The 13664-nt window shown below is 57.7% G+C and carries 6 protein-coding genes and 4 pseudogenes; 6 read left to right on the top strand and 4 right to left on the bottom strand.

Annotated features, from left to right (window positions below; translation table 11 throughout):
- Window positions 1-9: 9 nt before the first annotated feature.
- Window positions 10-1375: pseudogene (gene trkA / locus FDY98_RS14700) on the bottom strand (Trk system potassium transporter TrkA).
- 295 nt (window positions 1376-1670) lie between these two features.
- On the opposite strand from trkA, the pseudogene kdpA reads away from it, so the two are divergent.
- From kdpA to FDY98_RS29565, 6 genes and pseudogenes are all read left to right on the top strand, one after another.
- A pseudogene (gene kdpA / locus FDY98_RS29575) lies at window positions 1671-3359 on the top strand (potassium-transporting ATPase subunit KdpA).
- A gap of 10 nt (window positions 3360-3369) precedes the next feature.
- On the top strand, window positions 3370-5406 hold the full coding sequence (kdpB, locus tag FDY98_RS14690) for a potassium-transporting ATPase subunit KdpB (RefSeq protein WP_027957654.1): 2037 nt from the start codon (window positions 3370-3372) through the stop codon (window positions 5404-5406).
- Between the two features lie 10 nt (window positions 5407-5416).
- The gene (kdpC, locus tag FDY98_RS14685) at window positions 5417-6079 is read left to right on the top strand and encodes a potassium-transporting ATPase subunit KdpC (protein ID WP_081742538.1); all 663 of its coding nucleotides are present in this window, start codon (window positions 5417-5419) and stop codon (window positions 6077-6079) included.
- A 4-nt stretch (window positions 6080-6083) separates the two neighbouring features.
- Window positions 6084-8768, top strand: a complete 2685-nt coding sequence (locus FDY98_RS14680; RefSeq protein WP_027957653.1) for a sensor histidine kinase — start codon at window positions 6084-6086, stop codon at window positions 8766-8768.
- Window positions 8758-9183 carry a response regulator gene (locus FDY98_RS29570; RefSeq protein WP_442907929.1) on the top strand — a complete coding sequence of 142 codons (426 nt, stop codon included), beginning with the start codon at window positions 8758-8760 and terminating at the stop codon, window positions 9181-9183. Before FDY98_RS14680 ends, FDY98_RS29570 begins: the two co-directional genes overlap by 11 nt.
- A complete protein-coding gene (locus tag FDY98_RS29565; protein ID WP_442907928.1) occupies window positions 9147-9482 on the top strand; it encodes a winged helix-turn-helix domain-containing protein in 336 nt (111 codons plus the stop codon). The genes FDY98_RS29570 and FDY98_RS29565 overlap by 37 nt, the downstream gene beginning before the upstream one ends.
- Window positions 9483-9515: 33 nt before the next feature.
- Here the strand turns inward: FDY98_RS29565 and FDY98_RS14670 are convergent.
- The 3 genes and pseudogenes from FDY98_RS14670 to malF form a co-directional block, all read right to left on the bottom strand.
- Window positions 9516-10929 (bottom strand): annotated as a pseudogene (locus FDY98_RS14670) (TrkH family potassium uptake protein).
- 243 nt (window positions 10930-11172) lie between these two features.
- Window positions 11173-12063 carry a maltose ABC transporter permease MalG gene (malG, locus tag FDY98_RS14665; protein ID WP_027957650.1) on the bottom strand — a complete coding sequence of 297 codons (891 nt, stop codon included), beginning with the start codon at window positions 12061-12063 and terminating at the stop codon, window positions 11173-11175.
- Window positions 12064-12073: 10 nt separating this feature from the next.
- Window positions 12074-13642 (bottom strand): annotated as a pseudogene (malF, locus tag FDY98_RS14660) (maltose ABC transporter permease MalF).
- Window positions 13643-13664: the final 22 nt, after the last annotated feature.

Here is a 13664-nt window from a genome sequence, read left to right as displayed (position 1 = left end):
AAGCGCCAGTTAAAAGAACGTCAAGCCGACCTGGAACAGGCGCTCCACATCGCGAATGCGGCGCTTGTCGATCACAAATAGAATCACGTGGTCACCGCTCTCAACCATCACGTCGCCGTGGGCGATAATGACTTCCTTGCCGCGCACAATCGCACCGATGGTGGTGCCCTCGGGCAGGTCGATCTCGCGGATGGTACGCCCGACCACCTTGGAGGACTGCTTATCGCCGTGGGCGATGGCTTCAATGGCCTCGGCGGCGCCCGGCGCAGCGAGTGAACGTTGACGATATCACCCCGACGCACGTGGGTGAGCAAGCTGCCGATGGTCGCCTGCTGGGGAGAAATAGCGATATCGATCTCGCCCCCCTGCACCAAATCCACGTAAGCGGCGTTGTTAATCAGCGTCAGCACCTTCTTCGCCCCCAAACGCTTGGCGAGCAGCGACGACATGATATTGACTTCGTCGTCGTTGGTCAGCGCGCAGAAGATATCGCACTCTTCGATATTCTCCTCTTCCAGCAGACGCTTGCTGGTGGCACTGCCATGGAGCACCACGGTGCGATCCAGCCGCTCAGAGAGGGTAGTGCAGCGCTCCAGGCTGTGCTCGATGATCTTGACCTGGTGGCTATGCTCCAGGTGTCCCAGCCGCTCGCCGATATTGCCACCCCCGGCGATCACTACCCGGCGGAAGTCCCGCTCGACCCGGCGTAGCTCGCTCATTACCGCGCGAATATCCCGGCGGGCGGCAAGGAAGAACACCTCGTCGTCAGCCTCGATGACCGTATCGCCACGGGGGATAATTGGTCGGTTACGACGGTAAATGGCGGCTACGCGGGTATCCACGTTGGGCATATGGCGGCGCAAAAAGGCCAAGTCCTGACCCACCAGCGGGCCACCGTAGAACGCCTTCACCGCCACCAGCTGTACCAGGCCACCGGCAAACTCCAGCACCTGCAGGGCACCGGGATGCTCAATCAGGCGACGTACATGATCGGTGACCACCTGCTCGGGGCTGATCAGTACATCAATGGGGATCGCTTCATGGGCAAAAAGGCCTTTACGGGTCAAATACGCGGTGGCGCGCACCCGGGCAATTTTGGTCGGGGTGCGAAACAGCGTATGGGCGACCTGGCAGGCGATCATATTGATCTCGTCGCTGTTGGTACGCGATCAACATATCGGCGTCTTCGCAGCCAGCCTGACGCAACACATCGGGTAGGAACCTGCCCCGTGACGGTGCGGATATCGATTTTGGTGTGCAGCTCGCGCAGTTTTTTGGCGTCGGTGTCAACGACGGTGATGTCGTTCTCCTCGCGGGCGAGGTGTTCAGCCAGTGTGCCGCCGACCTGGCCGGCGCCGAGAATAATAATTTTCATTAGTCGTTAGGTCACTCCGGCGACATGTTAATGCAGATACTCACCTATCCAAGGGGAAGCTGTCGAGGGTAGTGAGCTTCAGATCTACTTTTGGCCGACGAAAAAGGCTTTTTTTACGTCTTTTTGACGGCTAACGCCTTAAACGCCATCGAATTTTTACGCCTGCAATCTCTAAGCTCAAGGTGCCAATCAAAGGAGGCACTTTCATGAATATTGCATTGCTAATTATCGCGACCGGCACAGCGGCGTATCTATTTTACGCACTTATCTGCCCGAGCGTTTTTAGGAGATCACCATGAACGATATGATCGCTATTTACGCCCTCGTGGCTCTGCTTAGCGTACCACTGGGTATCTACATTGCCCATTCGCTAGGTGCCCAGTCGAACCGTCTCGACACGCTATTTGGCGTGATCGAAAAGCCAATCTATCGGTTGGCGGGCGTTAACAGTCAACATGCCATGACGTGGCAAGTGTACGCGTTAGCCATCCTGAAGCTGCATGTGGGCTTGATACTGCTGGCATGGCTAGTGTTTATGTGTCAGGGCCTACTGCCACTCAACCCGGACGGCATACCTGGCATGCCTTGGGACACGGCGCTGCATACAGCGGTGTCCTTTGCTACCAACACCAACCAGCAGCATTATTCTGGCCAAGCGCAGCTTTCGCATTTAAGCCAAACCTTCGCCATTGTCACGCTGCAGTTCTTAACCCCGCCACGGGGCTCGCAGTGTTGGTCGCCATTGCCCGCACTTTATTAGTCGCTAAACCTGCCAAGGTGTTAAAAGGCGTTGGCAACTACTACCACGACCTTACCCGTACCCTGGTGCGCGTTATGTTGCCACTGGCAGCGGTAGTCGCACTGTTGCTCACATGGCAGGGCGTACCGGCCAGCTATCAGGCCGCCCACCAGGTAGAGATGCTGGATCCCCAGGTGGAAGAAGTGCAGTCGATTCCCTTAGGCCCGGTGGCATCCATGGTGGCGATCAAGCAGTTGGGTACCAACGGGGTGGCTGGTACGGGCCCAACTCAAGCGTGCCGCTTGAGAACCCCACGCCGCTGGCGAACGTTATCGAAACCGCTTCACTGACGATTATCCCCGTGGCGCTGCTCATTGCGATTGCTCTGATTAGTGGCCGACGCCGACTAATGACGGGCATTGGCGCCGTAATGATCGCGTTCTCACTGATCTCCACGTCTGTGGTGGTCTATTCAGAACGCATGCCCAATGCTGCTTTGACCGAGCTCTCTCAGCCGGGGCCAATTTAGAAGGCAAGGAGCTGCGTTTTGGCACTGACCTTTCCGCCCTGTGGGGCAGTTGGACAACGCAAACCTCCAACGGCTCAGTCAATGCCATGCACGATAGCTTCAATCCCATGGGCGGCATGATGCTGCTGATGGATATGTTCGTGAACGTGACCTTCGGTGGCGTGGGCGTCGGGTTAATTGGTTTCTTCCTCTACCTGATGTTGGCGGCCTTTGTTGGCTCACTGATGGTAGGTAGGTCGCCCGAGCTTTTTGGCAAACCGTTAGAAACCCGCGAGATGCGCTGGATTTCACTGGCGATTCTGGCTCAGCCGCTGGTCATCCTAGGGTTGAGTGCGCTGACCGTGGCGATGCCAAGCGCGGCAGCCAATTCAAACCCGGGGTTTCACGGTTTATCCCAAGTGCTTTACGAATTTACCTCCGCGTTTGCCAATAACGGCTCTGGTTTTGAAGGGCTGGGCGATGACACAACCTGGTGGAATATTGCCTGCGTGGTCGCCCTGTTGATTGGCCGCTTCTTACCCATGCTAGTGCCATTAGCGGTAGCCGGTTGGTTGGCCGCTAAGCGCACGGCACCGGCGGGGCGTGGAACCCTGCCCATGGATAGCCCCGCCTTTATGGGCTTAACCGCAGGGGTGATTGTGATCGTCAACCTGCTTGGCTTCTTACCGGCGTTAGTGCTTGGCCCAATTGCAGAATCCGTCGTGCAAGGCTTCTAGGAGAAAAGAGATGTCACATACAGAGCTTGCTAAACAGCCGCGTCGTTCGCTGCCCATTGGCCAGGTTGTCACCGGCGCGGTGAAAGGGCTTGCGCCCCATCTACTGGCGCGCAACCCGGTTATGGCGGTGGTCGCCATTGGTACGGTGGTGTGTTTCGGGCTAACGCCGATTGCTTTCGCCCAGGGCGAAAACGGCGGCTTTGCGCTCACCATTGCGCTACTGCTGCTCGCCACCGTGCTGTTTGCCACCGGTGCGGAGTCACTGGCCGAGTCCCGGGGTAAGGCTCATGCTGGCGCGCTGCGCAAAACCAAAGGGGAGCTCAAGGCGGCTAAGCTAAACGCTGACGGCACCACCAGCGCCGTGACCGCCGACTCACTGCGTAAAGGCGACCGAGTGAAAGTGGTGGCGGGTGAGCTGATTCCGGCAGATGGCGATATCGTCGAGGGTGCGGCGTCTATCAACGAGTCGGCGGTAACCGGTGAGTCCGCGCCGGTGCTGCGTGAAGCGGGCACCGATAACAGCGGCGTCAGTGCGGGCACCAAAGTGCTCTCGGATCAGCTGATTATTGAAGTCAGTGCCAATCCCGGTGAATCCCTGCTGGATCGTATGATTGCCTTGGTAGAGGGCGCTAGCCGTCAGAAAACGCCTTCCGAGCTGGCGCTTTCGGTGCTGCTGGCGATGCTGACCCTGGTGTTCCTGATCGTGGTGGTCACGCTGGTGCCCATGGCCGCTTTCGTAGGAGTAGAAACCTCGACGGTCATGCTGGTAGCACTATTAGTGTGTTTGATTCCTACCACCATTGGCGGTCTTTTGCCCGCCATTGGTATTGCCGGTATGGAGCGCGCCATGCGGGCCAACCTGGTCGCCAAGTCAGGTAAGGCGGTGGAGATTGCCGGCAGCATCGACACGCTGTTGCTGGATAAAACCGGCACGATTACCCTGGGTGACCGCCGCGCGACGGAGTTCGCACCCTGTCAGCAGGTGCCGCGGGACAAGGTACGCGACGCGGCGTTCCTGACCTCCCTGGAAGACCCCACGCCGGAAGGCCGCTCGATTGTGGCGCTCGCCACCGAGCAGGGTGTGGATATGCAGCTCAGTGAAGAAGCCGATGGCGCTACCTTTGAAGCCTTCAGCGCTGAAACCCGGCTTTCAGGGGTTGACCTAACCAGCGGTAAAAAAATACGTAAAGGTGCCCCTAATGCCATCGCCGAGTGGGTAAGGGCGCAGGGCGGCGATATCCCCAGCGATTATAACCAGGTCATTGAGCGCATATCCCGGGATGGTGCCACCCCCATTGCGGTAGCGGAAAACCAGCAGATCCTGGGCGTGGTAGCGCTGTCTGACGTGATCAAAAGCGGTATCGCGGAGAAGTTTGCCGAGCTGCGTGCCATGGGCATCAAAACCGTGATGATCACCGGTGACAACCCGATTACCGCCTCGGCCATAGCCGCCACGGCAGGAGTCGATGACTACATTGCTGAGGCCACGCCTGAGCGTAAGCTGGCGCTGATTCGCGAAGAGCAAGCCAGTGGCCGACTGGTGGCCATGGTCGGTGACGGCACCAATGACGCACCGGCGCTGGCCCAGGCTGACCTTGGTCTGGCCATGAATTCCGGCACCCAAGCCGCCCGCGAAGCGGCCAATATGGTCGACCTGGACTCCGATCCCGGCAAGCTAATCAGCGCGGTGGAAATTGGTAAGCAACTGCTGGTGACACGAGGCGCACTGACCACGTTCTCGTTGGCGAACGATGTTGCTAAGTACTTCGTGATTCTACCGGCACTCTTTGCGGCAAGTTTCCCGGCGCTGGGCGTGCTGGATGTAATGAACCTGCATTCACCCACTACGGCGGTGCTGGCAGCCGTGCTGTTCAATGCGCTGATTATCCCTGCATTGATTCCCTTTGCGCTGCGTGGCGTGTCCGTAAAGGCCGCTTCGGCGACGGTACTATTGCGCCGCAATCTGCTGATCTACGGTCTTGGTGGTCTGCTACTACCGTTTCCTGCCATCAAGCTGTTCGACATGCTGATTGCGCTGTTTATCTAGGAGAAGCGTCATGAATATAGGTATTAAAGATCCCACGGCGATTAATGACGAAGCGCAGCAGGCACCAACGTTTGAGGCAAAAGCCACTTGGGGCAATGCGCTGCGCTTTATGATGGTGATGGCCGTTCTGCTTGGGCTGGTGTACCCCTTAGTGACGACAACGGTCGGTGGCTGGTTGTTTCCTGAGCAGGCGCAAGGCAGCTTGGTTCGCGACGCCGGTGGTCGGGTAGTGGGTTCAAGCCTGGTGTCGCAAACCTTTGTCAGCGATGAATACTTTATCGGTCGCCCGTCAGCGGCGGGTAATGATGCGGGCGGGGTTTCGGGCTCTAATCTGGCACCTAGCAACGAAGCGCTTCGTGAGCGTGCCCAGGCCGATGCCCAGGCAATTGCTCAGCGGGAAGGCGTCAGCGTCGATCAAATCCCGGTTGATCTGATCACCGCGTCGGGCTCCGGGGTTGACCCGCATATCTCGTTACCAGCCGCCGAATTACAGGTCGCAAGGGTAGCGCAGGCGCGTGAAATCGACGAAGCTAGCGTCACTGAGCTGATCGACCAAGCGCTTGAAAACACGGGCTGGCTGGGGTCGCCAGTGGTCAACGTTTTGCGATTGAATGTGAGTTTGGATGAGCGTTTTCCCGTCGCCACCACGTCGTCCGTTACCCCTGTGGAGTAGCTAAATGTATTCAGCGGATCAGCGACCCGATCCCAATGCATTGCTAAAAGCCGCGCGCCGAGAGGCGCGCGGCTGTTTGCGTGTATTTTTGGGAGCCGCCCCCGGCGTAGGCAAAACTTACACCATGCTACGCACGGCCCGGGAGCGGGCAGAAGAGGGGGACGATATCGTCATTGGCGTGGTGGAGTCCCACGGGCGCGCCGACACCGAAGCTCTCTGTGATGGGCTGTCACGTATTCCACTGGCCCCTTTACAGCACCATGGCCGAACGTTTTATGAATTCGATATCGATGCGGCTCTAGAGCGGAAGCCCGCTATTCTGCTGGTAGACGAGTTGGCCCATCGCAATATCCCCGGCAGCCGACATCCACGGCGTTATCAGGATATCGAGGAGTTGCTGGATGCGGGGATCGATGTCTGGACAACGGTGAACGTCCAACATTTGGAAAGCCTCAACGACGATGTGGCCCGGATTACCGGCATACGCATGCGCGAAACCGTTCCCGATGCTCTGCTCGAGCGCGCCCGGGATGTATCGCTGGTGGATTTAACCCCCGAGGAGCTGCTCGAACGCTTAAGACGCGGCAAGGTATATATCCCGGAACAGGCACGCGCCGCCATGGAGGGCTACTTTAACGAGTCGAACCTTAATGCGCTGCGCGAACTGGCGATTCAAACCATGGCTGAGCGGGTGGATGCCGATGTAAAAGTGGCCATGGATGCCAGCGGTAGGGCAGGCCCTTGGCCGGTAAGGCCACACCTGCTGGTGGTCGTTAACGGGAGTGAAGACGATGTGTCCCTCGTGCGCGCAGCCCACCGAATGGCCGAGAGGCGACTGGCCGTATGGCGGGCGGTCTATGTAGATAAAGGTGTCGCCTCGCCCGAGCAGCAGCTAACGGTTGAGAAAATATTTAGCCTAGTGACCCGCCTGGGAGGCGATTCACTTCGCTTGCAGGGGCATAGCCAGCTAGGTGAAGTGATCAACTACGCCCGCTCGATTAATGCCACCACAATTATGGTGGGCCGCGACGGCAAGCGCCGCTGGTGGCCCTGGTCGCGGCCGCTTGCCCAACGCTTGATCGGGCATACCGATGTCTTTGATATCGTGGTAGTAGCGCAGGGGAGCGTGAAGCAAGGTAGGCGTAAGCGGCAGCCTGGCTGGAGAGTGCGTCCACCTCAACTACTCGCCACCAGCTTGGCGGTGATGGCCTCATTGGGAATCGCCCACCTGCTAGAACCTTGGCTGGAGCTTGCCAATCTGTCGCTGGTGTTTTTAGCCGCCGTGCTGTTCAGCGCTATCTGGGCGGGCACCGCTATGGCCATGTTGAGTGCCGTGGTGGGCTTTTTGGTGTTTAACTTCTTCTTTACAGAGCCGCGTTTGACCTTTGCCATGGTGGAGCGGGGGCAACTATTGACGGTGGTGTTCTTCTTTTTGGTAGCGCTAGTGGTGGGGCAACTGGCGGGTCGTGGTCGCCAGCGCTTAGTCGCACTGCGGGCCAGCCGCGACCAGACCCAGCTTCTGTTGCGCTACGCCGAGCAGCTTTCCACCGCCACCGACAGTGCCAGCGCCGCTAAAGTGGGTGTCGATACGCTGGTGCAGTGTTTTGAAGTCCCCGTTATCTTTATTGAAACGGCGGAAAGCGCTAGCGAGGTGCGCGTGGTCTACGCACTGCCGGATGCCGAGCGTTTGGACATGACTGCCAAGCAGGCAGCGGTATGGAGTTGGCAGCACCAAAAAACCAGCGGTCAGGGCACTCAAACGTTGAGCCAGCAGGCGTGGCGCTTACTTCCGCTGGCGGTGCAGGGAGAAAAAGTGGGGATGCTGGCACTCAAACTGTCGGCAAGCCCAAAGGCGCTCAACCATGAGCGTGAGTCGCTGATTGACACCCTGGTGCGCCAACTCAGCATGGCGCTTGAGCGCACACGTTTGGTGGCCGAATTGAATACAACGCGCGTGTCCGAGGAGAACGAGCGCTTACGCTCCGCGTTACTCTCGTCGGTTTCTCATGACTTGCGCACGCCGCTGTCATCTATTATTGGCGCCACCAGCTCATTGATTGAGCTAAAACCCCAGCTCAGTGAAGACGATCAGCGGGAACTGCTGGACGGTATCTTATCCGAGAGCGAGCGGCTCAACCGCTATATTCAAAACCTGCTCGATATGACGCGGCTGGGGCATGGCACGTTGAAAATAGAGCGTGACTGGGTGTCGTTTGACGACGTCATCAACTCAGCGCTGAAGCGACTGGGGCAATCGCTAAAACACGTCGTGGTGCGCAAACAGTGGCCCACCACGCTGCCACTGTTGTACGTTCATCCCGCGCTGGTGGAACAGGCGCTGGTTAACGTGCTGGATAACGCCCAGCGCTTCTCGCCCCCCGGGGGCGAGCTGCTGATCAAGGCCCACCTTAATGAAAGTGAGCCAGCCACATTGGTGATCACCATTGAAGACCAAGGCCCAGGAATTTCCCCCGAGCTGCGTGAGCAGGTATTTGATATGTTTTACAGCGGCGGCGACGGCGACCGCAGTGCCCATGGCAGTGGCCTCGGTTTGGCCATTTGTCGTGGCATGATTGGCGCCCATGGCGGCACGATTAACGCTGACACCGGCGAAAGCGGACGGGGCACAGCGATTATTATTACCCTGCCACTGTTGGGCGCAGATATTAGGAGTGTAGATGAAGAGTGAAGGCAGTGGGCGCATTCTGATTGTTGACGACGAACAGCAAATACGCCGTTTTCTGCGTATCAGCCTAGCTTCCCAAGGTTACGCTGTACTGGAGGCAGAGAACGGTGAGCAGGCCTTGGCGGCGGTCTATACCCAAGCGCCCGACGTCGTGCTACTCGACCTTGGCCTACCCGATATGGATGGCCATGAGGTGCTACAGGGTATCCGGGAGCACAGCGCTGTACCGGTAATTGTCGTATCCGTGCGGGATAGGAGGAGGAGAAAGTTTTATCGCTGGATAACGGCGCCAATGATTACGTTACCAAACCTTTTGGCATCCAAGAACTGCTTGCCCGCGTCAGGGCCGTACAGCGACAGGCGCAACAAGCGAGGGGAGAGGTGGCCGCTAGCTACTATGTTAGCCAGGGGCTGGTGATCGATCTTGAGTTAAGGCAGGTTTCTCTACACCAGGAAGGTGTCCATTTGACCCGCAAAGAGTTCGCCGTGCTTACCCGTCTTTGCCGCTATGCCGGGCGTGTTGTTACTCAGACCCAGTTGCTTAAAGAAGTATGGGGGCCGACCCATGTAGACGACACCCATTACCTGCGTATTGTGGTCAGCCGCCTGCGCCAAAAGCTCGGCGATGACCCCCAAACACCCGTACTGCTACAAACAGAAGCCGGGGTCGGCTATCGGCTGTTGGTAGAGCCAGCGCAGCGACCCGCAACGTCCTAGGTGCCTGAAAAAAACAATAGGTGCCTGAAAAAACTAGCGGCGCCAGAACATCGGCGTCATCAGCACGACCACCGTCAAGATTTCCAGGCGGCCATCAACATACCGATACACAGCAGCCATTTTGCCGCCTCGGGTAGCGACGAAAAGTTACCCGCTGGGCCAATGATATCGCCCAGGCCGGGGCCAACGTTGGCCACCGCAGTGGCTGCACCAGAAATAGCGGTAACTAAATCCAGCCCAAGTGCCGAAAGGCTAAGGGCCAGTGCCGCAATGGTAATAAAGAAGAAGAACGAGAAGGCCACCACGCTTCTGGAAATGTCGCTGGTGACCGGCTGGTGGTTGTAGCGAGTAGTAAACACGCCGTTGGCATGAATGAGATAACGCAATTGGTTGAGCAGCATCAGCATGGCAATTTGAAAGCGGAAGATCTTCATACCTCCACTGGTAGAGCCACTACAGCCGCCCACAAAAGTGAGGTAGAAAAAAGCAGTCACCGGTAACGCGCCCCATAGCGTGTAGTCGTCAGAGGCGTATCCGGTGGTGGTCACCACTGAAATCACGTTAAACGTGACGTGGGTAAGGGAAACAAACCAATCATCGCCTTGCAGCACCCGCCACCCGCTAAGCACTACAATCGCGGCCAGTAACAGCTTTAAAAGTCCGCGTACCTGCTGGTCTTTCCACAGAGCGGTGCGGGATGTACGAATAAAGCGGATATATAAAACAAACGGCAGCGCCCCGCTTAGCATAAAAAAGCTGCCCATCCACAGTAGCCATGGCTGCTCGGCGTAAGCCCCAAAGCATCCGAGTTAGCAAAACCACCGGTAGCCAGGGACGTCATGCCGTGCACAACGGCATCAAGCGGTAGCATGCCTCCCGCCCAATAACTCACCATGGCCGCAAGCGTTAGGGCTACATAAATACTGAGCGTCGCTTTGGCAATGCCGCCTGTGCGGGGCATGACTTTGTCCGACCAGTCGGAAGACTCGGTATGAAATAGCCGCATACCGCCCACTTTCAGAAACGGCAGAATGGCAATGCCCATGACGATGATGCCGATGCCGCCCATCCACTGCATTAAGCCACGCCACAGTTTTAATCCGTCGGATAAATGCTCAATCCCCACCATTACCGTCGAACCGGTGGTGGTAATGGCGGAGACGGATTCAAAGACGGCGTTATTGATGCTTAGCTGAGGCGCGCCTAAAATCAGCGGTAGGCTCGCAAAGCCAGTAATACTTACCCAACTAGCCGCAGTGAGTACAAACATTTGCCAGGGCTTGAGCTCTAGCGACACCTTGCGCGTGAGAAACCAGGTGGTGAGAGTGGCGCTGAGGACAATCAAAATAGACACACCAAAGGCAGGTGCATCTGGGTCATTTTCTACCAGCAATACGACCCAGGGGATCGCCATAAACATGGCAAGCACTAACCACAATACCGCCATGATTTTAAATATTTGCGACCAGTTACGGTAAGCGTCTCGGTAGTAAAGCTTGCTGGGAAAAATGGTCATATTTCCGCTCTTAAATTGCCCTAATGTTCAGGGGGGTATCTCACCATGGCAATTACGAAAAGTCTGTAAAATTCTCCTAAAAAAATGATGTTAGGCTAAAAAACCGGCCCCAAAGGAGCCGGTCGTCAGCATATCGTCCAAGCGAGAGTAGCTTTGTTGTCACCGGGTACTAAATTAACCTTTAACGCCCCCGGCGGTTAACCCGCCAATAATCCAACGCTGGCAGATCAGGAAGGCCACAGTGATTGGCAGCCCCGAGAGCACGGCAGCAGCGGCGAAGTCGCCCCAGCGCTGATTATGGTCGGCCAGGTACTGCTGGGCGCCCACCGCCAGGGTGAGCTTATGCTCATCCACTAGCAGCACCGACGCCATGGGGTACTCCATGATGCTCATCACAAAGGCCAGGATGAACACCACCATCAGAATCGGCACCGACAGCGGCAGCAGGATGTAGCGAAACGCCTGCCAGGTGCTTGCCCCGTCCACCATGGCGGCTTCTTCGAGCGACCCGTCGATGGATTCGAAGTAGCCCTTAATCGTCCATATATGCAGCGCTACCGCGCCGAGCGAGGCGACAATCAGCGCGCCATGGGTGTTGATCCCCAGCCAGCCGACGAACTGACCCAGCCGGTCGAACAGCGCGTAGAGCGCCACCAGCGAGAGCACGGCGGGGAACATCTGGAAAATCAGCATGCCTTTCAACAGCGGCTCCTTGCCCTTAAAGCGCATACGGGCAAAAGCGTAGGCGCTGGTGGTTGCTAACATAAGAATTAATACCGATGACACGACTGCTACTTTGATGGAGTTCCACAGCCACAGCAGTACCGGAAAGGGGGGCTGGACGATGCTACCGTCCGGGCGCTCCCAGGGAATGCCCAGCGCCAGTGACCAGTGCTCCAACGAGAAGCGCTCGGGGATCAAGCTCCCCGAGGCAAAGTTGCCCTCACGAAACGAGATCGAAATCACCAACAGCAGCGGAAACACGATCAGTGACACAAAGCCGATCAGCGCCATATGGGCGCCCCATCGCCTTGCGCGAATGGAGCGGGGTTGAACCATCGCCATCGTAAACCTCCTAAACCTTAACCTTGGAAAGGCGTAAATTAAGCAGCGACATGCCTACCACCAGCAGGAAAATCAGCGTGGCAATCGCCGCTGCCAGGCCGAAGTTCTGGCCGGCATCCTGGAAGGCGATGCGGTAGGTATAGCTCACCAGCAGGTCGGTGGTGCCCGCGGGCGTGCTGGCACCCAGAATGTCCGGGCTGCCCCCGGTGAGCAGCGCAATCAACACGAAATTATTGAAGTTAAAAGCAAAGGCGGCGATTAACAGCGGCGTGAGCGGTTTGATGATCAGCGGCAGGGTGATCTTCATCAGGTTGGTGATCGGCCCGCCGCCGTCTACCGCCGAGGCCTCGTAAAGATCGCCGGGGATCGACTGAATCAGCCCCATGCACAGCAGAAGCATATAGGGTAGCCCAGCCAGGTGTTGACGATCAGCAGCATGGTTCGCGCGAGCCAGGGGTCGGTAAACCATGCCGGGCTGATGCCGAACAGCGCCTCCAGAATCATGTTCACTTCGCCAAAATGCTGATTGAACATGCCTTTGAAAATCAGGATCGAAATGAACGCTGGAACCGCGTAGGGCAGTATCAGCAGCGTGCGGTATACCGCCTTGCCCTTTAGCTGATCCCACTGCAGCAGCGAGGCGAGGACAAACCCCACGGCCAGGGTGAACAGTACGGTGAGCCCGGCAAATACGAAGGTCCAGACAAAAATCTGCATAAACGGCCCGCGAATATCCGGGTCGGTGAAAATCTTGGTGTAGTTGGTGAAGCCCACGTTCACCGGCCACCCGGGGGTGATGCGTTCTCCGTTTTCGGTGACGAAAAAGCCGATATCGTTGTCCGGCGTCAGCACCTGATCCTCCTGCCGATCGTAGAGGCTGCCGTTGTCACGAATCTCATAGCGGTCGATCATTGGCGCGAACTGGCGCAGGCCCGCCATGCGCAGCTCGGTGCCCCGGGCGTTTGCAGGCGCAGCGCCTGGAGGGCGTCGCGGGCCTGGATGGCTGCGCGCATGGGAAGCGGCTCACCTTCGGGCGGGGTGTCTACGGCTTGGGTTGGAACGTGACGAACTTCGCTGTTAGTTAGGTTGAGCGCGGCGGATAGTAGCCGGTCGTTGTCGCCCGCAGGGGCGTCGCTTTCCAGGTAAAGGCGCACCAGCTCGCCTTCCTGGTAAAGCGAATAGGAAAAGCAGCGCCTTCTGCCTGGTAGGTTTGATTGGTCAGTTGTGCGCGTACGCGCTCCTGGCTAAGCAGATTGTCCGAGCTGTAGTTGCTGAAGCTGATGCCGACGGTATACACCAGCGGGAAAATGACAAACACGCCAAGCCCGGCCACGGCAGGGAAAATATACCGGTGGCTCATCAGCGAACGTCGGCTGAACACCACGCCCAGCGACGTGCCAAGCACCAAAAAAAGCAGCGCAAATACCCACTGGCCGTGCATGTAAAAGGCCATCACCAGCCAAAGCAGGGCCAGTACCATCAGCCCGATCAAGCTGCGCATTGCCCAGCGGGAATAGCGTTCGGCCACATGGCGGGAGCGGTGGCGGGGCAAGCCCCGCGAAGCATTCGTGGTAAACATGAAAGATGTCCTGCGAAACTGC

The organism is Halomonas sp. PA16-9, from assembly GCF_009728585.1.
GTDB lineage: Bacteria > Pseudomonadota > Gammaproteobacteria > Pseudomonadales > Halomonadaceae > Vreelandella > Vreelandella titanicae.
Note: the sequence above shows the minus strand (reverse complement) of the source record. Positions and strands in the feature narration are given on the sequence as shown.